Annotated in this window: 27 protein-coding genes; 14 read left to right on the top strand and 13 right to left on the bottom strand. The window is 71.6% G+C overall.

From position 1 onward, the window contains the following. The first annotated feature begins 9 nt into the window (after positions 1-9). Positions 10-468, top strand: coding sequence for a universal stress protein (locus tag KALB_RS39700; protein ID WP_025361242.1), 459 nt, complete (start codon positions 10-12; stop codon positions 466-468). Continuing rightward, a complete protein-coding gene (locus KALB_RS39695) occupies positions 465-1064 on the top strand; it encodes a pentapeptide repeat-containing protein (RefSeq protein ID WP_025361241.1) in 600 nt (199 codons plus the stop codon). The genes KALB_RS39700 and KALB_RS39695 overlap by 4 nt, the downstream gene beginning before the upstream one ends. Positions 1065-1068: 4 nt before the next feature. On the opposite strand, the gene KALB_RS48950 is transcribed toward KALB_RS39695, so the two are convergent. Further along, positions 1069-4149, bottom strand: a complete 3081-nt coding sequence (locus KALB_RS48950) for a glycohydrolase toxin TNT-related protein (RefSeq protein WP_025361240.1) — start codon at positions 4147-4149, stop codon at positions 1069-1071. A 265-nt stretch (positions 4150-4414) separates the two neighbouring features. On the opposite strand from KALB_RS48950, the gene KALB_RS39685 reads away from it, so the two are divergent. The 6 genes from KALB_RS39685 to KALB_RS39660 all read left to right on the top strand — a co-directional run bounded on the left by KALB_RS39685 (position 4415) and on the right by KALB_RS39660 (position 9386). Then, positions 4415-5668, top strand: coding sequence for an MFS transporter (locus KALB_RS39685; RefSeq protein ID WP_025361239.1), 1254 nt, complete (start codon positions 4415-4417; stop codon positions 5666-5668). Further along, on the top strand, positions 5665-6651 hold the full coding sequence (locus tag KALB_RS39680; protein ID WP_025361238.1) for a DMT family transporter: 987 nt from the start codon (positions 5665-5667) through the stop codon (positions 6649-6651). The genes KALB_RS39685 and KALB_RS39680 overlap by 4 nt, the downstream gene beginning before the upstream one ends. A 22-nt stretch (positions 6652-6673) precedes the next feature. Next, positions 6674-7534: a bifunctional methylenetetrahydrofolate dehydrogenase/methenyltetrahydrofolate cyclohydrolase gene (locus KALB_RS39675; protein WP_025361237.1), complete on the top strand. Its 861-nt coding sequence runs from the start codon at positions 6674-6676 to the stop codon at positions 7532-7534. A 29-nt stretch (positions 7535-7563) separates the two neighbouring features. Then, positions 7564-7863: a DUF3017 domain-containing protein gene (locus tag KALB_RS47285; protein WP_030108129.1), complete on the top strand. Its 300-nt coding sequence runs from the start codon at positions 7564-7566 to the stop codon at positions 7861-7863. A gap of 93 nt (positions 7864-7956) precedes the next feature. Further along, complete coding sequence (locus KALB_RS39665) at positions 7957-8205, top strand: type II toxin-antitoxin system Phd/YefM family antitoxin (RefSeq protein ID WP_051912921.1); 249 nt, start codon at positions 7957-7959, stop codon at positions 8203-8205. A gap of 194 nt (positions 8206-8399) precedes the next feature. Next, a complete protein-coding gene (locus tag KALB_RS39660; RefSeq protein ID WP_025361235.1) occupies positions 8400-9386 on the top strand; it encodes a malate dehydrogenase in 987 nt (328 codons plus the stop codon). A gap of 48 nt (positions 9387-9434) precedes the next feature. Here KALB_RS39660 and KALB_RS39655 read toward each other — a convergent pair whose 3' ends face one another. From KALB_RS39655 to KALB_RS39645, 3 genes are read right to left on the bottom strand one after another with little or no spacing between them, the layout of a single operon-like run. Continuing rightward, positions 9435-10634 carry a cytochrome P450 gene (locus KALB_RS39655; RefSeq protein ID WP_025361234.1) on the bottom strand — a complete coding sequence of 400 codons (1200 nt, stop codon included), beginning with the start codon at positions 10632-10634 and terminating at the stop codon, positions 9435-9437. Between the two features lie 59 nt (positions 10635-10693). Further along, positions 10694-12082 (bottom strand): sensor histidine kinase, encoded by a 1389-nt coding sequence (locus KALB_RS39650; RefSeq protein ID WP_030108130.1) that lies wholly within the window; start codon positions 12080-12082, stop codon positions 10694-10696. 3 nt (positions 12083-12085) lie between these two features. Next, complete coding sequence (locus KALB_RS39645; protein ID WP_236650113.1) at positions 12086-12799, bottom strand: response regulator transcription factor; 714 nt, start codon at positions 12797-12799, stop codon at positions 12086-12088. 111 nt (positions 12800-12910) lie between these two features. On the opposite strand from KALB_RS39645, the gene KALB_RS39640 reads away from it, so the two are divergent. Further along, on the top strand, positions 12911-14884 hold the full coding sequence (locus KALB_RS39640; RefSeq protein ID WP_081789740.1) for an endo-beta-N-acetylglucosaminidase: 1974 nt from the start codon (positions 12911-12913) through the stop codon (positions 14882-14884). Between the two features lie 56 nt (positions 14885-14940). Here the strand turns inward: KALB_RS39640 and KALB_RS39635 are convergent, their stop codons facing one another. From KALB_RS39635 to KALB_RS39615, 5 genes are all read right to left on the bottom strand, one after another. Continuing rightward, positions 14941-15135 (bottom strand): DUF1918 domain-containing protein, encoded by a 195-nt coding sequence (locus KALB_RS39635; protein ID WP_025361232.1) that lies wholly within the window; start codon positions 15133-15135, stop codon positions 14941-14943. 67 nt (positions 15136-15202) lie between these two features. Then, positions 15203-15562 carry a DUF8711 family protein gene (locus tag KALB_RS39630; protein ID WP_148309831.1) on the bottom strand — a complete coding sequence of 120 codons (360 nt, stop codon included), beginning with the start codon at positions 15560-15562 and terminating at the stop codon, positions 15203-15205. A 4-nt stretch (positions 15563-15566) separates the two neighbouring features. Next, entirely contained in the window at positions 15567-16535 is a 969-nt protein-coding gene (locus KALB_RS39625; RefSeq protein ID WP_025361230.1) for an ABC transporter ATP-binding protein, read from the bottom strand. Next, on the bottom strand, positions 16532-17326 hold the full coding sequence (locus KALB_RS39620; RefSeq protein ID WP_025361229.1) for an ABC transporter permease: 795 nt from the start codon (positions 17324-17326) through the stop codon (positions 16532-16534). The genes KALB_RS39625 and KALB_RS39620 overlap by 4 nt, the downstream gene beginning before the upstream one ends. Next, positions 17319-18119, bottom strand: coding sequence for an ABC transporter permease (locus KALB_RS39615; protein ID WP_025361228.1), 801 nt, complete (start codon positions 18117-18119; stop codon positions 17319-17321). The genes KALB_RS39620 and KALB_RS39615 overlap by 8 nt, the downstream gene beginning before the upstream one ends. A gap of 87 nt (positions 18120-18206) precedes the next feature. On the opposite strand from KALB_RS39615, the gene KALB_RS39610 reads away from it, so the two are divergent. Next, positions 18207-18824 carry a DUF1707 SHOCT-like domain-containing protein gene (locus KALB_RS39610; protein WP_042221301.1) on the top strand — a complete coding sequence of 206 codons (618 nt, stop codon included), beginning with the start codon at positions 18207-18209 and terminating at the stop codon, positions 18822-18824. Positions 18825-18943: 119 nt separating this feature from the next. Here the strand turns inward: KALB_RS39610 and KALB_RS39605 are convergent, their stop codons facing one another. Together KALB_RS39605 and KALB_RS39600 are read right to left on the bottom strand one after the other, a co-directional pair. Beyond that, positions 18944-19393, bottom strand: a complete 450-nt coding sequence (locus tag KALB_RS39605) for a VOC family protein (RefSeq protein ID WP_052360518.1) — start codon at positions 19391-19393, stop codon at positions 18944-18946. Positions 19394-19396: 3 nt separating this feature from the next. Beyond that, complete coding sequence (locus KALB_RS39600) at positions 19397-19738, bottom strand: ArsR/SmtB family transcription factor (protein ID WP_030108159.1); 342 nt, start codon at positions 19736-19738, stop codon at positions 19397-19399. A 64-nt stretch (positions 19739-19802) separates the two neighbouring features. Between KALB_RS39600 and KALB_RS39595 the strand changes: the two genes are divergently transcribed. After that, the gene (locus KALB_RS39595; RefSeq protein WP_025361225.1) at positions 19803-21008 is read left to right on the top strand and encodes an MFS transporter; all 1206 of its coding nucleotides are present in this window, start codon (positions 19803-19805) and stop codon (positions 21006-21008) included. Here KALB_RS39595 and KALB_RS39590 read toward each other — a convergent pair. Then, positions 20913-21755 (bottom strand): metal-dependent hydrolase, encoded by an 843-nt coding sequence (locus KALB_RS39590; protein ID WP_025361224.1) that lies wholly within the window; start codon positions 21753-21755, stop codon positions 20913-20915. The genes KALB_RS39595 and KALB_RS39590 overlap by 96 nt on opposite strands. A gap of 137 nt (positions 21756-21892) precedes the next feature. Here KALB_RS39590 and KALB_RS39585 point away from each other — a divergent pair, with 137 nt between their 5' ends. The 3 genes from KALB_RS39585 to KALB_RS39575 all read left to right on the top strand — a co-directional run bounded on the left by KALB_RS39585 (position 21893) and on the right by KALB_RS39575 (position 24477). Next, positions 21893-23116: an NADP-dependent isocitrate dehydrogenase gene (locus KALB_RS39585; RefSeq protein ID WP_025361223.1), complete on the top strand. Its 1224-nt coding sequence runs from the start codon at positions 21893-21895 to the stop codon at positions 23114-23116. 147 nt (positions 23117-23263) lie between these two features. Next, positions 23264-24043: an SGNH/GDSL hydrolase family protein gene (locus KALB_RS39580; protein ID WP_025361222.1), complete on the top strand. Its 780-nt coding sequence runs from the start codon at positions 23264-23266 to the stop codon at positions 24041-24043. A gap of 140 nt (positions 24044-24183) precedes the next feature. Further along, positions 24184-24477 (top strand): SH3 domain-containing protein, encoded by a 294-nt coding sequence (locus KALB_RS39575; protein ID WP_035967694.1) that lies wholly within the window; start codon positions 24184-24186, stop codon positions 24475-24477. On the opposite strand, the gene KALB_RS39570 is transcribed toward KALB_RS39575, so the two are convergent. Then, a complete protein-coding gene (locus KALB_RS39570) occupies positions 24444-26372 on the bottom strand; it encodes an APC family permease (protein ID WP_025361220.1) in 1929 nt (642 codons plus the stop codon). The two genes, KALB_RS39575 and KALB_RS39570, sit on opposite strands and share 34 nt — an antisense overlap. Positions 26373-26513 lie beyond the last annotated feature (141 nt).

Raw genomic sequence — 26513 nt, 5'->3', positions numbered from 1 at the left:
GATTCCGTCGTGCCAGAAGAACCCGCGCGGACCGGCTTCGAGATCGGCAAGGACGGGGTCGGCAGCATCGTGGTCGGTGTGGACGGCTCGCCGCCCGCCGTGCACGCCGCCGCCTGGGCCGCGGGCCTGGCCCGGCGTGAGCGCGCCAAGCTGGTGCTGGTCTACGTGGAACCGCTGGCCAGCGCCGCCTACTGGACCTCCATCGGCATGATCAACGCCGCGGAGGCCGCCAACGACTACGTGGCCGAGGTCCGGCAGGAGGCCGAGCGCTCGCTCAGCCCGTACGGCATCGAGTGGGAGCTGGTCCACCATCGGGGCGATCCGGCGATCGCGCTGGAGCAGATCGCCGCCGAGCGACGTGCCGACTGCATCGTGGTCGGCCGCTCCCGGCACGGCGGCGGGCTGCTGGGCTCGGTGCCCAAGGCGCTGGTGACCAAGGCCGCGCGGCCGGTGGTGGTCGTGCCGTGACGGCCGACACCGAGACCCTCGGCGAGGACTTCAGCGATGCCGTGCTGGCCGGTCAGGACTGGACCAGGCGGGCCTTCGTCGGCTGCTCGTTCACCGAGGCGGACCTGCGTGGGCTGAGCACCACGGCGTGCAGCTTCACCGAGTGCGACTTCACCCGCACCGACCTCGGCGACAGCACCCACCGCGGCACGGCGTTCCGCAACTGCGCCTTCACCGCGACGGTCTTCGCCGCCAGTACCTTCCACGGGTGCAGCCTGCTCGGCTCGCGGTTCACCGACTGCCGCCTGCGCGGGTGCACCATCCGGGACAGCGACCTGACCCTGGCCGGGCTGAGCCGGGTGGACCTGCGCAAGCTCAACCTGTCCGAGCTGCGCCTGCGCGAGGCGAACCTGGTCGAGACCGACCTGCGCGAGGCGGACCTGCGCGGCGCCGACCTGACCGGGGCGCGGGTGCAGGGCGCCCGCCTGGAGGGCGCCGACCTGCGTGGCGCCCGGCTGGACGCCAACTCACTGGTGCAGGCCGGGTTGCGCGGCGCGCGGGTGGACCTGGACCAGGCCGTGGCCTTCGCGGCGGCGCACGGCCTGGTCGTCGGCTAGAACCTCACTTGCCGGTCGGCGGCGGGGTGCCGTGCCGCACCTCGACCAGCGTGCCCTCGGCCAGCAGCTCGTCGATGGACTTGGCCAGCATGTAGGCGGTGCCGCCGCCGGGCTGCCCGAACCAGGGCACGGCCACCCCGGCCAGTGCCTGCACGGGCTGCTGGAGCCGGTACACGTGGTACGGCCGGTTCACCCAGTCGGGCACCAGCGACCGCAGCGGGAACGGCGTGCCACCCGCGTAGGTGAGGTTGCCGTCCGGCTGGCCGAAGCGGTCCACCTCCACCCCGATGGGCAGCTCGATGATCCGCTTGCCCCGGAACAGGGTCAGCGGCGGCTCCCCGCGCAGCGGCTGGATCGCCCACTCCTCCGGACGACTCGGCTGCTGCTGTTGTGCCTGCTGGGCCGCCAGGGACTGCTGCGGTGCGGGCGGCCTCGGCGGGGTCTGCACCGGTGCCTGCTGCTCGCCCCTGGGCGGCTCGAACCCACCCTGCTGCTCGGCCCGCTGCGGGTCGAACCCGCCGCCGTGCTCGGGCCGCTGCTGCTCGGCGCGTTGCGGGTCGAACCCGCTGGCCTCGCTGCGGGGCTGGTCGCCGCGCTGGTGCTCGAAGCCGCCGTGTTCGGTGCGTTGGTCGCCCCGTTGCTGGTCGAAGCCGCCTGGCTCCGGCCGTTGCTGGTCGCCGCGCTGCGGGTCGAACCCGCCGCGCTGGTCGCTGCGTTGCTGGTCAGCATGCTGCGCGTCAAAGCCGCCTGGCTCCGGCCGCTGCTGGTCGCCGCGAGGCTGGTCGAAGCCGCCGTGCTCGCCGCGTTGCTGGTCAGCCCGCTGCTGCGGGTCGAACCCGCCCTGGTCGGCGCGCTGGTGCTCGAAGCCGCCGTGCTCGCCGCGTTGCTGGTCAGCCCGCTGCTGGTCGAAGCCGCCGTGCTCGCCGCGTTGCTGGCTGGCGCGTTGCTGGTCGAAGCCGCCGCCGTGTTCGGGCCGCTGCTGCTCGGCGCGTTGCGGGTCGAACCCGTTGGCCTCGCTGCGGGGCTGGTCGGCGCGCTGGTGCTCGAATCCGCCGTGTTCGGGTCGCTGCTGGTCGCCGAGGGGCTGGTCGAATCCGCCGTGCTCGGCGCGCTGCGCATCGAAGGTGCCTGGCTCCGGCCGCTGCTGGTCGAAGCTTGCGGGTTCCCCGTGCTGTGGCTCGAACGCGCCCGGCTCTGGCCGTTGCGGGTCGAAGCCACCGTGCTCGCTCCGCTGCGGCCCGAATCCGCCCGGCTCCGGTCGCTGGTGCTCGAAGCCGCCGTGCTCGTTGAGGGCCTGCTGCTGGTCGCTGCGAGGCTGGCCGAAGCCACCCGGCTCGGGCCGTGGCGGCTCGAACCCGCCCTGCTCGGGCCGGGGCGGTTCGAAGCCACCGTGCTCGCCGCGCTGCTGGTCACTGCCGCCGTGCTCGGGCCGTTGCTGGTCGAAGCCGCCCTGGTCGTTGCGCTGGGCCTCGAACGCGCCCGGCTCCGGCCGTTGCTGCTCGAACCCGCCGTGCTCGGGGCGCTGCGGCTCGCCGTGCGGAGGCTCGAAGCCGCCGGGCTCGGCGCCGAACGCGCCTGGCTCGGGCCGCTGGAACCCGCCCTGCTCGGGCCGTGGCGGTTCGAAGCCGCCACGGGGCTGCTCGAAGCCGTCCTGCTGGTCCGCGCGCTCCTGCTCGGCGGCCCTGGCCTGCTCGACCCGGCTCAGGTCGGCGGCCAGCGCGTCCGGGATGCCGGCCAGCGCGGGCGTGACCGGTGGGATCGGCACCGGGACCGGGGCGATGTCCACCTTCGGCAGCTCGGGCTCGGCGGCGACCGGCTCGGACGGCGCCTCGGCCCTCCGGTCCAGCAGCAGCTTGCCGAGCAGGAAGGCGGCGGCGTCGTTCTCGTCGTCGAACAGCATCGGCGTGGAGTAGCCGTGCTCGTACCAGCCGACCTGCCAGCCGTCCTCGACCCGCTCCAGGTACCAGGTGTTGGGCTCGGGCTCACCGATCCGGTAGGCCGACTCCGGCACGTCCAGATCGGCCAGCAGGTGACGCAGCTCGGCCACCCCGGCGCTGCGGTGCCCGGCGGACGGCGAGCTCTGCGGTGCGGGCTCGGCCGCCTCGGGCTCGGGCGGGCGCACGGCCACCGGCTCCTGCGCGGGCGGTTCGGGCGCCGCGGGCGGCTCGGGCTCGGCCACCGGCTGCGGGGTCGGCAGCACCTGGGTCGCGGGGGCCTGCGGTGGGGCGGGCGGCTGCGGGGGTCGCCCCGCCACCATCGTGCCCAGCAGGCCCGCCGCCGCCGACCTGGTCGGCTCGTCCACGTCCGGCGTCTGGAAGTTGTTGGCCCGGATGTGCTGCACCAGCTCCGGCTCCGGCGGCACGTTGTAGCGGGCCAGGTAGAAGATCACCGCGGCCGGCCAGATCCACGCGCCGTCGGTGTGGAAGGCGATCGGGATCGCCTCCGGGTTCTCGTGCGCCAGCCGGTCGGAGTCCATGCCCTGGGTGGTCAGCGCCACCGGCGCGGCCTCCAGGTAGTCCAGCACCTTGTCGACCTCGCCGGGGTCCAGCGGCGGGCGGTTCACCGAGGGACGGCCGTCCGGCCCGGGGCCGTCGAAGATGCGCGCGGTGCGGAAGCGCTGTCCGACCCCCGGCGGCGGTCCCGCGGGCCGGGCACCGGCCTGCAACCGGCGCGCCAGCCACTCGGGCACGTTGTCATCGGTGCGCGGGAAGAACCGGACCTCGTCGGTGTAGGCGGGCGGCGGTGGCGGGCTCTGCCACTGCGGTTCCTCGCGGTCGAAGTCGAGGTTGTAGCTGGAGGGCCGGTCCAGCTGGTACTTGGCGTTGAACCAGGTACCCCTGCCCTCCCGGTACATGCCCGCGCGCAACCTGGCGAACAGGGTGGCGGTCTCCTGCGGCGCGGTCCAGGCCCTGACCTGCCCGTCCTGGGCGGTCACCTCGGCCGAGAGCTCGAAGTAGCGGCCTGCGGCCCGGTACTCGGCCCTGACCTGCTCCCAGTCCTGCGGAGCGGCCTTCATCAGGGCCAGACCGATCTGCTTGACCAGTGCGTCCTGTTCGACGGGGTTCAGCGGGGTCGGCTGTGACACTGGGACATCCTCTCGCGTTCGCAACCCGTCCGGCACCCGGCTTGCCTGCGGTGTGGCCCAGACCTCCTCGGTCCGGCCGTTGGCCTGCTCAGACACGACAGCGCGTGCCCCATCGCTCACTCAGCATGACGGCCAACTCCTCCGCGTCTTCGTCACCGTCCAGCATCGATGATGGCCGGTCGGGTCGCCCAGCGGGGCTGGATCGCCCCACAACCGGCCAGCTGGGCGCCCCCGAATTGTCAGACCCTCGCGGGACAGTGTTCGCATGTTCCGCCCTTATCGCCAACTCGCGGGTGTGCCCAGGCTGGCCTCGCTGCTCACCTGGTCGCTGGCCGGGCGCCTGTACATCACCGGCACCGGTCTGGCCCTGTCCTTCCTGATCGCGGGCTGGACCTCCTCCTACGCGGTGGCCGGGGTGGTCGGCGGGGCGCTGACCCTCGGCCAGGGCGTGGCCGGTCCGCTGCGCGGCAGGGCCGCCGACCGCAGCCCGGCCTCCCGATTACTCCTGTTCAGCTCGCTGGCCTATGGGGCTGGGCTGCTCGGGCTGGCCCTGCTGCCCGGCGCGTTTCCCCCGTCCGGGTGGCCCGTCGCGGCGGTCCTCGCCCTGGTCACCGGCGTGTTCCTGCCCCCGGCCACGCAGATCGGCCGGGCGGTGTGGCCGCGCATCACCCAGGGGCCCGCCAGGGAGGCCCTCTACACGGTGGAGGCCACCCTGCAGGAGCTGATGTTCGTGGTCGGGCCGGTGCTCACCGCCACGGTGGTCGCCGTGCTCGGCCCGCGAACCGCGGTGCTGGGCATCGCCGGGTACGCCGTGCTGGGCAGTTGCGGCTTCGCGCTGGCCCTGCGGCGGGTCGGGCTGGACGTGCCGCCACCACCCGAACAGGCGCACCTGGGCAGGCGCAGGTCCCTGCTGACCGTGCCCGGTGTGCTGCCCTCGGTGCTGCTGGCCATGTGCCTGGTCGGTGCGCTGGTGTCCACCGATCTGGTGATGGTCGCCTGGGCCCGCGACCAGGGCAGGCCGGAGCTGGCGGGCGTGCTCGGCGCGGTGTGGGCGGTCGGCTCCACGATCGGCGGCCTGGTCGTCGGCGGCTTCGCCGGGCGGCCCAGGCTCGCGCTGCGCCTGCTGCTGGCGGCGCTCGGCGTGCTGGCCCTGGTGCCCGCACTGCCCCCGCTGCTGACCCCGTCCTCGCCCTGGCTGATCGGCGCGATCCTGCTGGTCGGCGGCACGGCGATCGCCCCGTCCTTCGCCGCGGCCAACTCGCGGCTGAGCGAGCTGTCCCCGGCCGACCGCCGGGGTGAGGCGTTCGGCTGGCAGTCCACGGCGATCACCGCGGGGTCCTCGCTGGTGCTGCCGCTGTCCGGCGGGCTGCTGGACCGGTCCGGGCCTGCCGCCGGGGTGGCCTGTGCCGCGGGCGTCGCCCTGCTGGCGGCCCTGCTGGCGCTGGCCGTGCCGCGTGCAGCGAACCAGGACCTGGCGATGGCAGAGGTAGGAGGTGCGGATGACACGCTGACCGCGTGACAGTGACGAGCACCGCGGGTACCGGGCGGCTCCAGCGCCTCGGCGGCGTGCTGCTGGCCGGGGCGGGTGGCGTGGGCCTGGCCGTGCAGGGCCAGCTCAACGGCAGGCTGGGCCAGCGGCTGCACGACGGGCCGACCGCCGCCCTGGTGTCCTTCGGTTCGGGCCTGCTGGTGCTGGCCGTGCTGCTGCCGGTGTTCCCGGCCGGGCGCAGGGGGCTGCGGGCCCTGTGGGCCACCGTGCGCGGCGGGCTGCCCAACCCCGGGGACGGCCGCAGGCTGTGGTGGTGGCAGTGCCTGGGCGGGGTGTGTGGGGCCTTCCTGGTCACCTGCCAGGGGCTGACCGTGGCCGCGCTCGGCGTCGCGGTGTTCACCGTGGCCGTGGTCGCCGGGCAGGCGGTCAGCAGCCTGGCCGTGGACCGGCTCGGCGCAGGGCCCGCCGGGGTGCAGCCGCTCACCTGGCTCCGGGTGCTGGGCGCCGCACTGGCGGTGCTGGCCGTGTTCGTCGCCGTGTCCCGCCAGCTGGGTGATCCGGCGGCGCTGGGGCTCGCGGTGCTGCCCGCGCTGGCCGGCATGGCCACGGCCTGGCAGCAGGCCGTCAACGGGCGGGTGCGGGCCGCCGCGGACAGCACCTTCGTGGCCACGCTGCTCAACTTCGCCACCGGCGCCGCGGCCCTGCTGCTGGTCACGGCGGTCCGACTGCTGGTCACCGGCCTGCCCGGCGAGCCGCCACCGGGCCAGTGGTGGCTGTACCTGGGCGGCATCATGGGCATTGGCGTGGTGGCCACCGCCGTGGTCGCGGTGCGCCTGGTCGGGGTGCTGCTGGTCGGCCTGGCCTCGGTGGCCGGGCAGCTGGTCGGCGCCCTGCTGCTGGACCTGCTGCTGCCCGCGGGCGCCGGACACGTCGCGAGCAGCACGCTCGCGGGCACGGCGCTGATCCTGGTCGCGGTGGCCGTGGCCGCGCTGCCCGCACGTCGGCGGCGCTGAGCGGTTCTGCGAGAATGGGCCTGTGAGCGCCACGATCCTGGACGGCAAGGCAACCCGCGACGCGATCTTCGAGGACCTGCGGGTCAGGGTCGCTGCACTCACCGAGCGGGGGGTGGTCCCGGGGCTGGCCACCGTGCTGGTCGGTGACGACCCCGGCTCGCACGCCTACGTGCGCGGCAAGCACTCGGACTGCGCCAAGGTCGGCATCACCTCGATCCGCCGCGACCTGCCCGAGGACATCTCCCAGGCCGAGCTGGAGGGCGTGCTCGACGAGCTGAACGCCGACCCGGCCTGCACCGGCTACATCGTGCAGCTGCCCGTGCCCAAGCACCTGGACACCGGCGCGCTGCTGGAGCGGATCGACCCGGCCAAGGACGCCGACGGCCTGCACCCGGTCAGCCTGGGCAAGCTGGTGCTGGGCGAGCCCGGCCCGCTGCCGTGCACGCCGAGCGGGATCGTGGCCCTGCTGCGCCGCTACGAGGTGCCGCTGGCCGGGGCCAACGTCACCGTGATCGGCCGCGGGGTCACCGTGGGCAGGCCGCTCGGGCTGCTGCTGACCCGCCGCAGCGAGAACGCCACCGTGACGCTCTGCCACACCGGCACCAAGGACCTGGCCGCCGAGGTGCGCCGGGCCGACATCGTGGTCGCCGCGGCCGGTGTCGCCGCGCTGATCACCCCGGACATGGTGCGGCCCGGTGCCGCCGTGCTGGACGTGGGCATCACCCGCACCGAGGAGGGCCTGCGCGGGGACGTGCACCCCGACGTGCGCGAGGTCGCGGGCTTCCTGGCGCCGATGCCCGGCGGGGTCGGCCCGATGACCAGGGCGATGCTGCTGGCCAACGTGGTCGAGGCGGCCGAGCGCTCACTGGCCGCGCAGTCGTGAGCGGGGGCTCGGTCAATGGCGTGGTCGAGGTGACCGGGCGCAAGCGGCGTCGACTGCCCGTGGCCTACGTGCCGTTCACCCTGGTGCTGCTGACCGTCGTGATCGGGGCGCAGCGCATGCTCGCCTACCACTGGCGGCAGGGCGCGGTACTGGTCGGCGGCGCGCTGCTGCTGGCCGCCGTGCTGCGAGCCGTGCTGACCGAGGACCGGCTCGCGCTGATCGCCATCCGGAGCAAGCGCACCGACGTCGTGATCTACGGGCTGCTCGGGCTGGCCGTGACGGTGGTCGCCTTCTCCATCGTCGGCGGGCCGTTCGACCCGAACAACTGACGAGCACTCACCGTGCCGATTCGGTAGTCAATTCGTGTGCAGAATCCGGCTGGGTGCTCCCGCGACCGCACCCAGCCGGTACACGTGGGAGTTGTGAAGCGCAACGAGGGGGATCCGTCGGCGCTCTCGGTCGGTGAGGCGCGAGTCCGGCTCAGCCAGCTGCTGCGGACCTGCCGCGAGCAGGGGGTGGAGGCGGAGCCGGTGCACATCGGCGCCCGCAGGCACCCGGAGGCGGTCCTGCTGAGCGTGGAGCGGTTCATGGAGTTGTCCATGTGGGCCGACCGCGGACTGCACTTCCGGTGGTACTTCGAACCAGGTCAGGACAACGGCGGTCAGCGCTGATTCCCGGCGAGACCCTGCTCACCGTGGCCGCTGCGGGTCGCGCTCCGCTTGGTAATCTGCGGCCACCGGGCGAACCGCCCGGTGCGCGGTCCCGGTGCTGAGGCCGCCGCTGACAGGCCAGCTCACCTGCCAACCTGGCCGTGGTGGTCGCACCCGAGGGCGCGAGTCTGCCTGCGGATCGGGAGGATCTTCCCTTGGCACGCCCCGTCAACGTGACCGTCACCGGTGCGGCCGGTCAGATCGGCTACGCCCTGCTGTTCCGGATCGCCTCTGGCCAGCTGCTCGGCAAGGACACCCCGGTGCGCCTGCGCCTGCTGGAGATCACCCCGGCGCTCAAGGCCGCCGAGGGCACCGCCATGGAGCTGGCGGACTGCGCGTTCCCGCTGCTGGACGGCATCGACATCACCGACGACGCGAAGACCGCCTTCGACGGGGTCAACGTGGCGCTGCTGGTCGGTGCGCGGCCCAGGACCAAGGGCATGGAGCGCGGTGACCTGCTGGCCGCCAACGGTGGCATCTTCAAGCCCCAGGGCGAGGCCATCAACGCCGGTGCCGCCGAGGACGTGCGCGTGCTGGTGGTCGGCAACCCGGCCAACACCAACGCGCTGATCGCCCAGTCGCACGCCCCGGACGTGCCCGCGGAGCGCTTCACCGCGATGACCCGGCTGGACCACAACCGCGCGCTGTCGCAGCTGGCGACGAAGCTGGGCGTGTCGGTGTCCGAGATCACCAAGATGACGATCTGGGGCAACCACTCGGCCACCCAGTACCCGGACCTGTTCCACGCCCAGGTCGGTGGCAAGACCGCCGCCGAGGCCGTGAACGACCAGGAGTGGCTGGCCGGGAACTTCATCCCGACCGTGGCCAAGCGCGGTGCGGCGATCATCGAGGCCCGCGGCGCCTCCTCGGCCGCCTCGGCCGCGAACGCCGCCATCGACCACATCTACGACTGGGTCAACGGCACGCCCGAGGGTGACTGGACCTCCATGGCCGTGCCCTCCGACGGCTCCTACGGCGTGCCCGAGGGCCTGATCTCGTCCTTCCCGGTGGTGTGCAAGGACGGCAAGTACGAGATCGTGCAGGGCCTGGAGATCGACGAGTTCTCCCGCGGCCTGATCGACGCCTCGGTCCGCGAGCTTGCCGAGGAGCGCGACGCGGTGCGCGAGCTCGGCCTGATCTGAGGCTGGACCCAGTGGGGCCGCACCCTCGGGTGCGGCCCCACTGTTGTGTCAGGCCCAGGCGACGGGCAGCGACTTCACCCCGTAGACCACGGCGTTGTGCCGCAGTTCCACCTGATCGGGCGTGGTGTTCAGGCGCAGGCCGGGCAGCCGCTTGAACAGCTCGCGGAAGGCGATCTGCATCTCCACCCTGGCCAGCTGCTGGCCCAGGCACTGGTGCACGCCGTGCCCGAAGGCCACGTGCGTGGACTGCTTGCGGCCGACGTCGAGCTGGTCGGGCTCCGCGAACCGCTCCGGGTCGCGGTTCGCGGCGGCCAGCGAGGCCACCACCGTCTCACCGGCGCGGATCACGTGCCCGCCCAGCTCCACGTCCTCCAGCGCGCCGCGGATCGTGCCGAACTGCACCACCGACAGGTAGCGCAGCAGTTCCTCGACCGCGGTGGTGACCACGGCGGGGTCCTCGCGCATCGCCGCGATCTGCTCGGGGTGTTGCAGCAGCAGGAACGTGCTGAGCCCCAGCATGTTCGCGGTCGTCTCGTGGCCCGCGATCAGCAGCAGGAAGCCCATGCCCGCGATCTCGTCGTCGGTCAGCTCGGCGTCCGCGGCGATCAGCCCGCTGAGCATGTCGTCGCCCGGCTCCACCCGCTTGGCCTGGACCAGTGCCGTCATGTAGCGGCGGATGCTCTCTGAGGCCTCACGGGTCCGCTCGATCGGCAGGTCCACCTGGAGCAGGACGTTGGACCACTGCTGGAAGTCGGCCCGGTCGGCGTAGGGCACGCCGAGCAACTCACAGATCACCAGCGAGGGGATCGGCAGCGCGAAGTCGGCGACCAGGTCGGCGGTGCTGCCCGCGGCCTGCATCGCGTCCAGGTGCTCGGTGACGATCTGTTCGATCCTCGGCTCCAGCGCGCGCATCCGCCGCACGGTGAACTGGCCGGTCAGCAGCCGCCGGTAGCGGGTGTGGTGCGGCGGGTCCATGGAGATGAACATGCCCGGCGGCACCTGCTGGCGCTCCTCCGGCGGGATGTAGCGGAACGGCGAGGTGAAGTTCTCCGGGTTCGAGCTGAACCTGGGGTCCGACATCACCGCACGCGCGTCCTCGTAGCGGGTGACCAGCCAGCCTGCGGTGCCGTCGGGCAGTGCGAGCCTGCTGACCGGCTGGTCCTCACGCAGGCGGCGGTACTGCTCCGGCGGGTCGAACGGGCAGGAGCGCCCGGTGGGCAGTGGTGCGGCAGGCAGTGTTTCTGTCACGTGTCTCTTCCCTTCGCGGTGGCAGTTCCAGCAAACTCGGGTCGGCTGACTCCTGACTCTCACGGAGCTGACGAAAACCTGACAGTGAAGACGCTTCCCTCACCTGGTCCAGTGCACAGCCCGACCGTGCCCCCGTGCGCCCGCACGATCGACTCCACGATGCTCAGCCCGAGTCCGCTGCCCGCGGTGCCGGGGCTGCGCGACTGGTCGCCCCGGAAGAAGCGCTCGAACGCCCGCGCCGCCGTGTCCGGGTCCATGCCGGGGCCCTCGTCGGCGACCACGAGCTCCACCGCCCCGTCCTGCCCGCGCACGCTCACCCGGACGGAGGTGTCCGAAGGCGTGTGGTTCAGCGCGTTGCCGACCAGGTTCTGCACCACCTCGCGCAGCCGGTTCTCGTCGCCGAGCACGGTCATCTCCCCGTGCAGCTCCGCCTCGACCCGGCGCTGCTGGTCCACCGCCCGCGCGTCGGCGACGGCGTCCACGGCCAGTGCGCCGAGGTCGACCGGTTCGCGGGCCAGCCGGCGGCCCTGGTCCAGCTCCGCCAGCAGCAACAGCTCGCCGACCGTGGCCTGCATCCGGGTCGCCTCGTGCTGGATGCGGGACATCGCCCTGGCGGTCAGCTGCTCGTCGGCCAGCCCGTGCTGGTGCAGCTCCGCCCAGCCGCGAATGGTCGTCAACGGGGTGCGCAGCTCGTGCGAGGCGTCCGCGACGAACTGCCGCAGCCGCTCCTCGGAACGGCTCCGTGCGTCGAACGCCTCGTTCAGCGCGGTCGCCACCTGACCGATCTCCGTGGTCACGTCGGCGACCTCCATGCGCTGGCTCAGGTCGCCCGCGGCGATCCCGCTCGCCGTCGCCGCCATCTCGCGCAGCGGGCGCAGGCCCACCCGGAGCGCGCCCAGGCTGAGCAGGGCGATGCCGACCAGCGCCACCCCGGTGGCGGCCAGCTCGAACAGCAGCAGCTGGTTGAGCACCTCCGCGGTGGGGCCCAGGCTCTCCGCGAGGATCGCGGCGCTGACCCGCACCGGCGGTCCGGCGTCGGGCACGAACTGGATGTGCTCGCCCAGCGCGAACTGCTGCGCGCGGTACTCGGGGCCCGCGGAGGACAGCGTGATCGGCTCGGCGGCGAACCCGGTGTCCACGGTCGCGGGCAGTTCGGGCGGGTCCGCGGACCGCGTCCTGGTCACCGCCCGGCCGGAGTCGTCCAGCAGGACCACCACGAAGCCGACCGGCACCAGGTCCTGCAACTGCCCGGAGTTGATGCTCAGCGGCCGGCCCCGGACCTGGTGCGCGATCCGGCCCTGCGCCGCGGTGAGCGAGGTGTCAGCCAGCGAGCGGAAGTACACCCGCAGGGCCACCAGCGAGGCTGTGTCCACGATCGCCATGCCCAGCGCGGCGAGCACGATCACCCCGCAGACCAGGCGACCGCGCAGGGAGGTGCCCGCACGCACGGCTCAGCCCTCCACCGGCAGCCGCAGGCTGTAGCCGAAGCCCCGTACGGTGTGGATCAGCGGCTCACCCACCGCGTCCAGCTTCTGCCGCAGCCGGGAGACGACCTTCTCCACCACCCCGTCGCCGAACTCGTGCTGCCACACGTTGTCCAGCACCTGGGCCTTGGACACCACCCGGCCGCTGTTGACCAGCAGGTAGCGCAGCAGCCGGTACTCGGTGGGGGACAGTTCCACCGCGCGCCCCGCCCTGGTCACCCGGCGGGTGCCCTCGTCCATCACCACGTCGGCGAAACACAGCACCGGGTCCTCGGCCGCCTGCCCGCGCCGCACCCTGCGCAGCAGCACGTGCACCCTGGCCAGCACCTCGGGGATGCTGAACGGCTTGGTCAGGTAGTCCTCCCCGCCGATGGTCAGCCCGGTGACCTTGTCCAGCACCGAGTCCCGCGCGGTCAGGAACAGCACCGGCGGGGCCTCGTCCTGCTCGGCCAGCCTGCGGCAGACCTGGAAACCGTCCATGTCGGGCAGCATCACGTCCAGCACCACCAGGTCGGGGCGGACCTCCGCCGCCAGCCGCAGCGCCGCCGCACCGTTGGCCGCCACCCAGACCTGGTACCCGGCCAGGCCCAGGGTGGTCTCCAGCACCTCGGTGATGCCCGGCTCGTCGTCCACGACCAGCAGTCGCTGGCCCTGGCCGTACACCAGTGGCGGCCCCTGCACCGGCCACCTCCCCACGTTCGGTTCCAGGTGCTCAACGTACTCACCCGGTGAACCGGTTCCCGCCTTCCGCGGGGTTCCCCGCCCTTTCGGGCGGTCCTAGGGTCGTGCACCATGGGCATGCTCAGCAGAAGAGGATTCCTCGTCCTGTCGGGTGTTTCCGGTGCCGCGCTTGCCTTCGGGGCACCGAGGGCCCATGCGGACAAGGTGCCCGAACCGCCCGCGGGCGCGCACGAGCCCTTCGTGCACGGCTACTCCGCGAGCGACCTGCTCACCTGGCGGCCCGAGACCGACCCGTTCGCGGCCCACTTCCGGTCCAGGGTGCCGCTGGCCACCCGGATCCCGGCCTTCGCCGCCACGCAGGCGAACCCCGCGCTCAGCGCGGCGCCCAAGCTGTCGGTGGTCTCCTCCGACTACGGCTACGGCGAGGACCTGTTCCCGCGCCGCCACTACGACGTGTTCTCCGCCAACACCGACCGGTTCTGGCAGTACCTGGACGTCTACTCCTCCTGGCACGGCGCGCGCACCGCGGGCCCCTCGCACGACTGGGGTGTGGTGAACCTGCCCAACCCCGCGTGGACCGACTGCGCGCACCGCAACGGGGTGCTCAGCCTCGGCTGCTGGTTCTGGCCTCGTGACAACAACGAGTTCGACGACCTGGTGCGCCGCGCCGGGGACGGCAGCTATCCGGTGGCCGACAAGCTGATCGCGATGGCCGGGTACTTCGGCTTCGACGGCTACTTCATCAACCAGGAGGCCTCGATCAGCCCGGCGCAGGCCACCGCGCTGATGGCCATGCTGACCTACCTGCGCCACAAGGCGCCGACGATCTACCTCCAGTGGTACGACGCCGACCTGCCCGACGGCACGCTGGACTACCAGAACCGGTTCAACGCGGCCAACGCCCCGTGGCTCAAGGCCTGCGACAGCATCTTCGTCAACTACGCCTGGAGCCGCAGCGGGGTCACCGATTCCGCCGCCTACGCAAGGAAAATCGGGCTCGACCCGTACCGCTCGGTGTTCCTGCCCACCGATATCGAGGACTACGGCTTCGGGCAGCCCCAACCGCCGACCGACCCGCGCTGGGTCTTCCCCGAGGGCGGCACCGCACCAGCCAGCTACGGCATGTTCCAGCACTCGCAGTTCTGGAACCACGGCAACTACGGCAATGCCGTCACCCCCGAGCAGCAGCAGCCGTACTTCCGAACCGAGCGGCACCTGTGGGCCGGGCCGAACGAGAACCCGAGCCGCACCGGACGCCTGCACACGCAGAAAGCCGGTGCCTTCACCGATTTCCAGGCCTGGGACGGCATCGCCCACTACGTGGTGGAGAAGTCCGTCATCGGCTCGCTGCCGTTCACCACGCGGTTCAACACCGGCAAGGGCACCGGCTTCTGGTTGGCGGGCAAGCAGAGCAGCACCTCGCCCTGGGCCAGCGCCAGCGCGCAGGACATCCTGCCCACCTGGCAGTGGTGGACCACCGGCTCCGCCTCCGCCGACTACGACCACTCGCTCGCTTACGACGGCGGCACCTCGCTTCGCCTGTCCGGCAACGGCGAAGTGCGCCTCTACAAGACAAAACTGTTGCTGGACAGGCGAACCCGGCTGGCGGTCACCTCACTCGGCGCTGGGCTGGACGTTGGGCTCACCTTCGCCGACGGCGCCACCGAGTGGGTCCCCGTGCCCGCACACCCCAGCGCCTGGGCCACCAGCGTGCTCCCACTCGCCGCCAGCTCCGGCAGGACGATCGCCGCCATCTCCTTGCGCGCCAACGGGATCGTGCATGTGGGTGAGCTCGCACTGAACTCCGGTGTTGCCGCCAACCCTTTGCAGCCCAAGAACTTCCGGATCGACAAGGCGTACTTCTCCGGCGATACCGCCGAGTTGCTGCTCGCCTGGGACTTCGAGCCGGTCTGGTACTACGACCTGCGCTCCGAGGGCCGCTGGCTCGGCCGTGTCCTCAACGACGTGCACTACGTGAAATCGCTCCAGCGCACCGGCCCGTCCACCCCAGTCGACCTCGTGCCGGTCGCGTTCGACGGCACCGAGGGACCCGCCGCCCGGGTCGGCCTGAACTGGCCGGGTTGAACGGTGGCCTCGGTGCACCGGCTCTCCAGCGGGTGCGGCTGGAGAGCCGACGAGGATCAGTCCTCGGGCGTGCGGGGCTCGATGAGGCAGTCGGGGCCTGGGAAGACCAGGCTCTCGTGGCCGTCGGAGAACCGGACGACGTACGGCGGCTCACCGTTGGTGCCGCGCACCTCGATGATCTCGCCCTGACGCTGGGTGGCCCCCACCGACCGGCTGTGCACGTGCAGGCAGTCGCCCACTGTGGCTCGCATCACAACACCTCCTGGTTACGAGCGTAGGCCCAGGTGGTCACTGCTGGTAGTCGACCGTTTGGGGGTGTCAGAGGCAGAGTTTGCGCAGGGTGTCGAGGCGTTCGCCCTGCTCCTTGGCCCACTGGGTGAGGTTCTGCTGGGTGAGGTCGCGCGTGGCGACCTCGGCGGCCTTGTCGGCGACGGCTCCGAGGGCCTTGGCCAGGGTGAGGTCCTGGCTCTGCCCCGCGAGTTGGCGGAACAGGGCCGCCGTGTCCTTGGCGTGCTGGACCTTGCGGTCGAGGTCCTCGCCGAACTGGGTGAGCAGCGCGCTGCCGAGCGCGCGGGCGCAGACCTCGGACTTGCTGCCGGTGGGTACCGCCGTTGGCACCGAACTCGAGCAGCCGACGAGCAGCAGCGCCGTTGCGAAGACAAGGATCCCCACCCTCATCTGTTCAGGCTACCGGCGAGCGCCGCTGGTACAGGCGTTTCACGACCTCGTCGATGTCCGGCTCGATGACGGACACGTCGTGTACGGGGGCGCGGTCGGCGACCAGCGTGATCAGGCGGGCGGCGGTGGTGGCGTCGCGGCGGAACGACAGGAGCTGGCGCAGGCCGCCGGCCTCGGTGCGAACGGACACGACCCCGGGCAGGCCGTCGAGCGGGGCGGCGGGGCGTTCGAGGTCCACGACGAGGGTCCGCTCGGGGCTGACCTCCTCGCGCAGTTCGGCCAGCGGCCCGTCGGCGAGCACCTGCCCGTGGTCGATGACCATCATGCGGCGGCACAGCCGTTCGATGTCGTCGAGGTCGTGCGTGGTGAGCACGAGCGTGGTGCCCCGGCTGGCGTTGAGCTCGGCGAGGAACTCGCGCAGCCGCTCCTTGGACTCCAGATCGAGGCCGATGGTGGGCTCGTCGAGCACGAGCAGTTCCGGCGCGTGCAGCAGGGCGGCGGTCACCTCGCCGCGCATGCGCTGCCCCAGGGAGAGCTGGCGCACGGGGGTAGCGGCGAACTCGTGCAGCCCCAGCAGTTCCGTGCACTCGGCGAGCCGCCGGGCGTGCGCGGCGGGGTCGACCCGGTAGATGTGCCGCAGCAGCTCGAAGCTCTCGACCAGCGGCAGGTCCCACCAGAGCTGGCTGCGCTGCCCGAACACCACGCCGATGCGCTTGGCCAACTCGGTTCGCTGCCGTGACGGGTCGAGCCCGCAGACCCGAACCCGGCCGGAGGTCGGCACGAGGATGCCGGTGAGCATCTTGATGGTGGTGGACTTGCCCGCCCCGTTGGGGCCGATGTAGCCGACGGCCTCGCCCGCGTCCACCCGGAAGGACACCGAGGTGACCGCGGCGACCTCCTCGCGGGAACGGCGCAGCAGCCCGGTTTTCCTGCGCACCACGAAGGTGCGGCCCAGGTCCTCGACCTCGATCATGATCCCGTCCCTCGGTAGTGCCGGATCGCGAACCGCCAGACGGTGCCCGCCGCGAGTGCGGCCAGCAGGGCGACGACCGGTGCGGAGAAGCGCAGCCAGTCGGGCCCGCCGAGCGGATCGGCCCTGCCCAACAGGGCCAGCGCGGGGTAGTAGGAGACGAAGGCCCCGCCGATGACGTAGGCCAGGAACACGCGCAGCCAGCCGGAGAACACGGTCACCGGGTAGGAGGTGAAGTAGTTGCCGCCGTAGGTCACGGTGTTGGCCAGTTCGCGGCCGTCGATCAGCCAGAAGCTCAGCGAGTTCGAGGCGATGAAGATCGAACCGAAGATCACCGCACCGGCTACGGGGGTGATCACCAGCAATAGCAAGGTGATCGGTGTCCAGTGGATGTCCGAAATGGACAGAACATAGACGAGCACGCCCAGCGCGGTGACGACGCGACCGAGCCTGCGCAGCTGGAAGTCGGAGGCGCACAGCTGGGCGAGCGAACCCATCGGGCGCATCAGGACCACGTCGAACCGGCCGGTGCGGATGTACTGCGGCAGCTGCTCCACGTTGCCCACGACCATGTCGGCCAGGCCGAAGGCGATGCCGGACAGGGCGTAGACCAGCAGCACCTCCTGCACACCGAAACCGCCGAGGCTGGCGACCCGGCCGAACAGCACGACGATCACGAGCAGGTCGTTGGCCTGCGCGAGCATCTGCGCGAGGCAGTTGAGCAGGAACGAGGTCCGGTAGCTCAGCTGCGAGCGCAACTGGGCCCGGATCAGGCTGCTGTAGGCCTCAGCCACCCTGGACCACCACCTTGTGCACGGCCCTGCGCAGCACGACCTGGCCCGCGACGGTCAGCAGCACGGCCCACAGGGCCTGGTGCGCGAGCAACGCGGCGGCAGATCCGTGCTGTACGAACACGTCGATGGGGGACTGCATCATGCCGGGGAACGGGGTGAACCAGAGCGCGGTCTGCGCCCAGGAGGGGAAGTAGTTGAGCGGGATCTCCAGTCCGGCGAGCGTGGCGCCGCCGACCCGGTACAGGCCGGACACCCCGCGCGGGTCGAGCAGCCAGAACGTGGACAGGCTGAGCAGGAACCGGATCCCCTGGCTGATCACCACGGCGAGCAGCGCGCTGAGCGCGAAGAAGGCCAGGACCGCGGGGTCGGTGGGCCAGCGGAAGGGGAACAGCAGGGCGCCGATCGCCAGCGGGGGCACGAAGCGCGCGAGCGAGGCGAAGGCGGCACGGCCCAGGTCCTCGGCGAGCAGCGCCATGCCCAGGTTCCAGGGCCGGGTCAGGTCGATCACCACGTCCCCGGTGCGGATCCTGGTGTCCAGGTCCGCGTCGCCCCAGAACTGGACCACGCTGAGCAGGCCCTGGCCCAGCCATACATAGGTGATCGTCATTGTCAGGTCGTAGCCGCCGACCGAGCCACCGCCCTGCGCCGCATACACGGCGGACAGGATGCTGATCTTGATCAGCCCGAACACCACGTTGGTGGCCGTGCCCGCGAGCGCGGCCTGGCGGTAGGTGGCGTACCTGCGGAACCCGGCGAGCGCGATGCGGAGGTAGCAGCCGATCAGCGCACACACGTCTGTCCACGTTAGGGGCGGCGGCAAGCGATTATCAGGGGATCTCCCGGATCCCCCGAGGGGGTTGCCCTGAATACGATGGCTGCCATGACGACGGGGGAGCCGTTCGGCCAGAAGGTCGACAACCGGGAGCTTCGGGTCTCCGACTCGGAGCGCGAGCACGTGGTCGCTCTGCTACAGAAGGCGATCGGGCGCGGGCTGCTCACCTTGGAGGAGTTCACCGAGCGCACCGACGTGGCGCTGGCCGCGCGGACCCGGGGTGAGCTCAACGCGGTGCTGATCGACCTGCCCGGCATGGTGCACCCGGACGCCCCGGTCCGAAGTGGACCGTCGGCGGTGGGGGCCTCGGTGTCGGGGGACACCGTGGAACTGGTCGGCGGCAGCATGTCCCCGCTGACCCGCAGCGGTCGCTGGGTGGTGCCGCGCAACGTGGTCGTGCGCGCCAAGTTCGGCACCACCGACCTGGACTTCAGCGCGGCGCAGTTCGAGCACGCCGAGGTGTCGCTGCGGGTGTACGCCACCGGCGGGCCGGTGCTGCTGCGGCTGCCCGAGACGGCGGCGGTGACGATCGCCGACCTGGACACCAAGTGGGGCGCCACGGTGCACGACCGGGTCGGCTTCCAGGGCAGGGCGGGCAACCCGCACTTCACGATCAGCGGCGAGGTGAGCATGGCCCCGCTGACGATCAAGGGGCCGCGCCGGTAGGGGGGATTCGTGCGCTGGTGGCCGGGGCTCGCGCACCCCAGACCGGGACTCGCCCGCCACAGACCGGGACTCGCGGTCCGGCGACCGGGACTCGCGCGCATCCCAGGACCGCGCGGAGGTCAGGCTGGGGGCTGGATGAGCTCCAGGGTGGTGCCGTCCTGGTCCTGGACGTAGACGAACCGGGTGCCCGCGCGGGGGCCGGTGGCCATCACCTGCGGGCTGCCGGGCGGGCGCCAGCCGAAGGGTTCGACGGCGGCGAGCACCGCGTCCAGGTCGTCCACCTCGAAGGCGAGGTGCGCGGCGCCAGGGTCGTTGGGGCGTGGCGGGGCCTGCCCGTGCCTGGCGGGGCTGAGGTACTGGAGCAGTTCGATGCGGTGGCCGGGAGCCTCGACGACCGCCATGGCGATCTCGGCGCCGGGCACACCGGTGACCTGGGCGGCGAACTCCCCGGCCATGTGCGCCCTGCGCAGCTCGCGAAAGCCCAGCGCCTCGGTGAACAACCGCACGGCCTGGTCGAGGTCGCGCACGGTGAAGCCGGTGTGCTCGGCGGCACGCACGGTGAAGCCCACGAATCAGTCCCTCGGGGCGGCGAGCACACCGTCCATCAGGCCGGGGAACAGCGCGTCCAGGTCCTCCTTGCGCAGCGTGTTCATCCGTGAGGTGCCCACGCAGCGCTGGTGGATGACCCCGGACTCGCGCAGCACGCGGTAGTGGTGCGTGCAGGTGGACTTGCTGACCGGCAGGTCGAGCACGCCGCAGGGCAGTTCGCCCCGGTCGGCGATCTCGCGGACGATCCGCAGCCGGATGGGGTCGGCGAGGGCCTGGAGCACGGCCTCGACGCGGATCTGCTCGCGCGCCGGGTGGTCCAAGGCCCTGCCGGTGTCGGGATTGGCGACCGTCGTCACAAGCACCATCCTACTAGTTCGAAAACATTGGTAGTACGATCCCTATCGAACCAGTCGGAATCGAGGGGGATTCATGTCGGTCCGCACGTCCGCGCTCGCCCTGGGGGCCTTCGCGGTGGGCACCAGCGGTTACATCGTCGCAGGGGTGTTGCCCGCGCTGAGCAGCGAGCTGTCCGTGTCGGTGTCCACCGCGGGACTGCTGACCACCTCGTTCGCACTGGCCTACGCGGTCGGTTCGCCGCTGCTGGCCGCGCTGACCGGCCGCTGGGAACGCCGTCAACTGCTCGTGGCGGCCCTGCTGCTCGCCGCGCTGGGCAACGCCTTCGCGGCCGTGGCCCCCGACTTCACCCTGCTGATGATCGCCAGGATCGTCACGGCACTGGGCGCGGCCGTGTTCACGCCCGCGGCCACGGCCGTCGCCGCCGACCTGTCCGAACCGCACCACCGGGCCCGCGCCGTGGCCCTGGTCTTCGGCGGCCTGACCATCGCCACGATCGTCGGCGTGCCCGCCGGGTCGCTGCTCGCGGGGCCGATCGGGTACCGGGGCGTGTTCTGGCTGGTGGCGGCGTTCTGCCTGCTGGCGTCCATCGCGGTGCTCGTGGCGGTGCCGAAGGTCGCCGCCCCGCCGAAGGTCACGCTGCGCCAGCGGTTCGCCGCGGCGGCCGACCGCAGGGTGCTGGCGGTGCTGAGCATGACGCTGCTGGCCTGCCTGGGCGTGTTCACGGTCTACACCTACGTCGGCCCGCTGCTCGCGCTGACCGCCGGGGTGCACGGCGGCACGTTGAGCCTGCTGCTGTGCGGCTACGGGGTCGGCGGCGCGATCGGCAACGCCCTGGGCGGGGTCGTGGCGGACCGGTTCGGGTTCCGGCTGCCGCTCATCGTGTCGATCAGCGGCAGCGTGCTGGCACTGGCCCTGCTGCCGGTGGCGGGCAACGTGCCGCTGGTGGCCGTGCTGCTGTTCGTGTGGGGCCTGGCCACCTGGGCGTTCAACCCGCCGGTGCAGCAGCGGCTGATCGAGCTGTCACCGGGGGCCAGCGGCCTGCTGCTCGCGCTGAACGCCTCCGCGATCTACCTGGGCGTCGGCCTGTCCGGGGTGGTCGGCGCGGTCGTGATCGACACCTCCGGCCTGACCGCGCTGCCGGTGGTCGCCGCCGTGCTGACCGCGGTCGTGCTGGCCATCCACCTAGTTGCCAGCCGCGACCGGGGGCGCGGGCGGCAGGTGGTGCAGCGTGAGCAGGTCGAAGGGCACCCACGGAGCAAGGCCGGTGCGCTGCAGTGAGGCCGCGGACAGCCACACGCCCAGCGCGGTGAGCACGGGCAGCACCAGGCCCAGCTCCACCTTGCCCCCGGTGCGCATGCGGAACACCTTGGGCGGGGCCACCGGGTACCAGGTCTTGTAGGCAACCGGCAGCGGCCAGAAGATCGGGCAGCCCTGCTCGGTGATGGCGTCGCCCAGGCAGTGCGCCAGGCACCCGGCGGCCACCGCCACCCCGCACCACAGGGCCTGCTCGGACGGGCCCACGTCGATCCAGTGCCAGACCGCCACGGTCAGCCCCGCCGACAGCACGGTCACGCCCAGCACGTGCCCCTTCGGGGTCCAGTCGTGCAGCAGCCCGCGCACCGCCAGCGCGCAGAACAGGAACAGCAGCGGGATGAGCGCGAGCTTGTGCCCCCACTGCACCACGCCGACCGTGCCCAGGCCCGCCAGCAGGGCGAACACCAGCGTGTGGGTGAAACCGCGGTGGCCGCCGTTGCGGTTGGCGTCCTTGCTCGTCCTGGTGGAGCGGTACACCACGTGGCTGAACCAGTGCACGCCCTTGGAGGCCGCGTGCGTCACCGGCCCGAAGGTGCGCGCCACGGTCGCCTCGGGGTGGTCCAGGTCGGGTAACAGGGCGGCGCCGGTGCACAGGGCCGCGCCGACCACCCAGGACTGCGGGGTGATCGGGAACCCGTTGGCCACGGCCGCCACCGACAGGCCGCCCCAGGCGAGCAACCCGCTCATGGCGTGCGTGGGTCCGGTCGACATCGCGCCCCCCAAATCAAGATCCAAATTCCCGGCGAGGCAGAGTAACTGGTGTCCTTGGCCACCACCCCCGGCAAGTCACGGACTGTTAGCAGTACGCTTGTACCGGTTGAGAGAGTCCTGAGAGGAGAGCCCGGCGCATGGGCAAGATCAAGGTCGAGGGGACCGTCGTCGAGCTCGACGGCGACGAGATGACCCGCATCATCTGGCAGTTCATCAAGGACAAGCTGATCCACCCGTACCTCGACGTGAACCTGGACTACTACGACCTGGGCATCGAGCACCGGGACGCCACCGACGACCAGGTCACCATCGACTCCGCCAACGCCATCAAGCGGCACGGCGTGGGCGTCAAGTGCGCGACCATCACCCCGGACGAGGCCCGCGTCGAGGAGTTCGGCCTCAAGAAGATGTGGGTCTCGCCCAACGGCACGATCCGCAACATCCTGGGCGGCGTCGTGTTCCGCGAGCCGATCATCATCTCGAACATCCCGCGACTGGTGCCCGGCTGGACCAAGCCGATCATCATCGGCCGCCACGCGCACGGCGACCAGTACAAGGCCACCAACTTCAAGGTGCCCGGCCCCGGTGAGCTGACCATCACCTTCACCCCGGCCGACGGCTCCGAGCCGATCCAGCACGTGGTGGCGAACTACCCCGAGGGCGGCGGCGTCGCCATGGGCATGTTCAACTTCCGCAAGTCCATCGAGGACTTCGCGCGCGCCTCGTTCTCCTACGGCCTGCAGCGGAACTACCCCGTCTACATGTCGACCAAGAACACGATCCTCAAGGCCTACGACGGCATGTTCAAGGACGTGTTCCAGGAGATCTTCGACGCCGAGTTCAAGGCCGAGTTCGACAGCAAGGGCCTGACCTACGAGCACCGCCTGATCGACGACATGGTGGCCGCCGCCATGAAGTGGGAGGGCGGCTACGTCTGGGCCTGCAAGAACTACGACGGTGACGTGCAGTCCGACACCGTGGCGCAGGGCTTCGGCTCGCTGGGCCTGATGACCTCCGTGCTGATGACCCCGGACGGCAAGACCGTCGAGGCCGAGGCCGCGCACGGCACGGTGACCCGGCACTACCGCCAGCACCAGCAGGGCAAGCCCACCTCCACCAACCCGATCGCCTCGATCTACGCGTGGACCGGTGGCCTCAAGCACCGCGGCAAGCTGGACGGCACCCCGGCCGTCACCGGCTTCGCCGAGGCCCTGGAGCAGGTCGTCATCTCCACCGTGGAGAGCGGCAGCATGACCAAGGACCTGGCCCTGCTGGTGGGCCCGGACCAGGCGTGGCAGACCACCGAGGACTTCCTCGGCACGCTGGACGAGAACCTGCAGAAGCGCATGGCGTCCTCCTGACAAGGCAGTTCTGAGAAAGGGGCCCGGCACTCGCCGGGCCCCTTTTTCACGCGGTCAACAACAGGCCGCTTCCTGTTCCTGCGGAAATCAACCAGTGGGCGAGCGCGCCCACTACCTTCCGGGCAGATGGACAAGGGAGGACCAGGCATGTCCAAAGCTCGGAAACTGCTCACAACCCTGCTCGTGCTCGCCACGACCGCACTGGCCGGTGCCGGTGTGGCCCAGGCGGCGGCGCCCGGCTACGTGGCGCTCGGCGACTCCTACGCCTCAGGGGTCGGCACGAGGCAGTACACCGACGCCAACTGCAAGCGCTCGGCCGCGGCCTATCCGTCGCTGATCGCGCCGAGGATCGGCGCCACGCTGAACTTCCAGGCGTGCAGCGGCGCGAAGACCGCCGACGTGCTCAACAACCAGGTCGCCGCGCTGAACAGCACCACCAAGTACGTCTCGATCGCCGTGGGCGGCAACGACATCGGCTTCGCCAGCGTGATCGAGAAGTGCGCGCTGCCGTTCTACGACTGCACCGGTGACATCAACAAGGCGCTGGACGCCGCCCGCAACACCCTGCCGGGCAGCCTCAACGCGGTCTACACGCAGATCCACAACCGGGCGCCGAACGCCAAGGTGGCGGTGGTCGGCTACCCCAGGCTGTTCAACGGCCAGGAGTGCAACCTGCTGGCCAGGATCAGCTCCAAGGAACAGGGTCAGCTCAACGCGGGCGCCGACGTGCTCGACGAGGTGGTCAAGGGCCGGGCCGCCGCGTACGGCTTCACCTTCGTGGACATCCGAGGGCCGTTCACCGGGCACGCGGTGTGCGACAAGGCTGAGTGGATCAACGGTCTGTCCAACCCGATCAGCGAGTCCTACCACCCCAACACCAACGGGCACGCCGCGCTGGCCGACCTGGTCCAGCCCGCTCTCACCTAGCGTCATCGGGGTGCGCCGGGCCTACGCCCGGTCGAGTGGAATCCGGCGCACCCCGTTCTGCCCCGCCCGATCGTCCGGTACTGCTGGATTTGTCCGATGTGCTGGCAGGTGATCGGAGGGCTGAGGTGTTCGGCATCCCCGTGGGCAAGCTGGTTGTGGTCGGCGGGGTGGGCGCTGTCGCCGTGCTCTACCTGATCTCCGGCAACAAGGGAGCCGGTGCCGCGCCCGGTGGCCCGCAGTGCCAGTACCAGGTCACCGCCGACGCGCTCAACGTGCGCTCGGGTCCGGGCACCGGCAACAGGATCGTGGACAGCTACCGGCACGGTGCCGAGATCACCGCGGACCGGTTGGCGCAGAACGGCTGGCGCCGGGTCGACGACACGCACTGGGTGTCCAACGACTACCTGACCCCGGCCCCGGGCAAGTCCTGCTGAGCCTCCGGGGTGAGCCAGCCCTGGTCCTCCGCGCCGAGGTGGAACGGCACGTTCACCACGACCACGCCCCGCGTGAACAGCAGCCGCGCCTTGAGTCGCAGCGCGCTCTGGTTGTGCAGCAACTGCTGCCACCAGCGGGACACCACGTACTCCGGGATGAACACGCTGACCAGCCCGCGCGGGTCCCGCCCGCGCACCCTGGCCACGTGCTCCAGGATCGGCTTGCTCACATCCCGGTACGGCGAGGACAGCACCACCAGCGGCACCTGCACACCCCGCCGCTCCCACTCGCGTTGCAGCTGGCGGGTCTCCTCGTCCTCGCTGGCGACCGTCACCGCCTCCAACCGGTCCGGCCGCGTGGCCTTGGCGAACGCGAGCGCGCGCAACGCCGGCTGGTGCAGCCGTGAGACCAGCACCAGCGCGTGCACCGTGGGCGGCAGGGTCTGCACCGCGCGGGTCGTGGCGACCTCGGCCTCGAACCAGCGGTAGTAGCGGCTGATCGCGCGCATCACCAGGAACAGCACCACCATCGCCAGCACGGCCAGCCACGCGCCGTGCACCACCTTGGTCGCGAACACCACGACCAGCACCGCCCCGGTCAGCACCGCGCCGAACGCGTTGATCGCCTGCGAACCGCGGACCTTCCTGCGGCGGACCGGGTCCTGCTCCTGCGTGAGCACCCGGCGCCAGTGCACCACCATGCCCGCCTGGCTGAGCGTGAAGCTGGTGAACACCCCGATGATGTAGAGCTGGATCAGGCTGTCGATGTTGGCGTCGAAGCCGATGATGAGCAGCACCGCGAACGCGGCCAGCAGCAGGATGCCGTTGCTGAAGACCAGCCGGTCGCCCCGGTTGTGCAGCTGGCGTGGCAGGTAGCGCTCGCGGGCCAGGATCGAGGCCAGCCCGGGGAAGCCGTTGAACGCCGTGTTGGCGGCCAGGATCAGGATGCCCGCGGTGGCCGCCTGGAACAGCAGGAACAGCGCCGAGCCGTGGCCGAACACGCTGGCCGCGACCTGGGAGATCACCGAGGGGTTGCCGTCGGGCATCGCGCGGGCGTTGAGCGAGACGGCCAGTGCGGTCAGCCCGCCGAACATCACCACCGCGATCGTGCCCATCATGACCAGGGTCAGTGCCGCGTTGTGCGACTTGGGCTTGCGGAAGGCGGGCACTCCGTTGCTGATCGCCTCCACACCCGTCAGCGCCGTGCAGCCGGAGGCGAACGCGCGCAGGCCAAGGAACACCGTGGCCAGGCCGCCGACCTGCTCGGTGGCGTGCACCGGCAGACCTGCCGTCGACGCCTGCGGCAGCCCGCCGCCGAGCCCGCGCACGGCGGCGACCGCGAACAGCAGGAAGGTCAGCGCGATGAAGGCGTAGGTCGGGATGGCGAAGGTCCGGCCGGACTCCTTGACACCGCGCAGGTTCGCCAGGGCGATGACCGCCACGAAGCCCACCGAGATGGCCACGGCGTGCGGCGCCAGCACGGGGAAGGCCGAGATGATCGCCACGACCCCGGAGACCACCGACACCGCCACCGTCATGACGTAGTCCACCAGCAGGGCCGCGGCCGCCGTCAGCGCCGCCGTCTCGCCCAGGTTCTCCTTGGCCACGACGAACGCGCCGCCGCCGCTGGGGTAGGCGTAGCAGGTCTGCCGGTACGAGGCGACCACCACGATCAGCACGATCGCGACGCCCGCGGCGACCGGGGTGGACAGGCTCAGGTAACCCGCGCCGCCCAGCGCCAGGGTGAGCAGGATCTGCTCCGTGGCGTAGGCGACCGAGGAGATCGGGTCCGAGCAGAACACCGGCAGCGCGAGCCACTTGGGCAACAGGGTGTCGCCCAGTCTCTCGCTGCGCAGCGGGCGGCCGACCAGCAGCCGCTTGAGGACCTCGAACACGCTCGTTCTCCCTGTTCAGGCTGCGCGGCCGCAGCGCCCGTCAGCGTGCGGTCCGTTCACACGTGTGCGGCCGTCCCTGATGCCGTCTTGACGCTCGGCGCCGCCTTGTTGACGCGTCCTTGACGCGGCCGGTTGTCGGTG

Origin of the sequence: Kutzneria viridogrisea DSM 43870 (assembly GCF_000525635.1) — a bacterium.
GTDB lineage: Bacteria > Actinomycetota > Actinomycetes > Mycobacteriales > Pseudonocardiaceae > Kutzneria > Kutzneria viridogrisea.
This window is presented reverse-complemented; position numbering and strand designations above follow the sequence as displayed.

Bases quoted from the DNA above. Each gene is read 5' to 3' on its own strand.
- KALB_RS39595 (WP_025361225.1), top strand. From the start codon at position 19,803: ATGTCGGTCCGCACGTCCGCGCTCGCCCTGGGGGCCTTCGCGGTGGGC.
- KALB_RS39635 (WP_025361232.1), bottom strand. From the start codon at position 15,135: ATGCGAGCCACAGTGGGCGACTGCCTGCACGTGCACAGCCGGTCGGTG.
- KALB_RS39630 (WP_148309831.1), bottom strand. From the start codon at position 15,562: ATGAGGGTGGGGATCCTTGTCTTCGCAACGGCGCTGCTGCTCGTCGGC.
- KALB_RS39685 (WP_025361239.1), top strand. From the start codon at position 4,415: ATGTTCCGCCCTTATCGCCAACTCGCGGGTGTGCCCAGGCTGGCCTCG.
- KALB_RS39640 (WP_081789740.1), top strand. From the start codon at position 12,911: ATGGGCATGCTCAGCAGAAGAGGATTCCTCGTCCTGTCGGGTGTTTCC.
- KALB_RS39580 (WP_025361222.1), top strand. From the start codon at position 23,264: ATGTCCAAAGCTCGGAAACTGCTCACAACCCTGCTCGTGCTCGCCACG.
- KALB_RS39585 (WP_025361223.1), top strand. From the start codon at position 21,893: ATGGGCAAGATCAAGGTCGAGGGGACCGTCGTCGAGCTCGACGGCGAC.
- KALB_RS39590 (WP_025361224.1), bottom strand. From the start codon at position 21,755: ATGTCGACCGGACCCACGCACGCCATGAGCGGGTTGCTCGCCTGGGGC.
- KALB_RS39610 (WP_042221301.1), top strand. From the start codon at position 18,207: ATGACGACGGGGGAGCCGTTCGGCCAGAAGGTCGACAACCGGGAGCTT.
- KALB_RS39600 (WP_030108159.1), bottom strand. From the start codon at position 19,738: ATGGTGCTTGTGACGACGGTCGCCAATCCCGACACCGGCAGGGCCTTG.
- KALB_RS39625 (WP_025361230.1), bottom strand. From the start codon at position 16,535: ATGATCGAGGTCGAGGACCTGGGCCGCACCTTCGTGGTGCGCAGGAAA.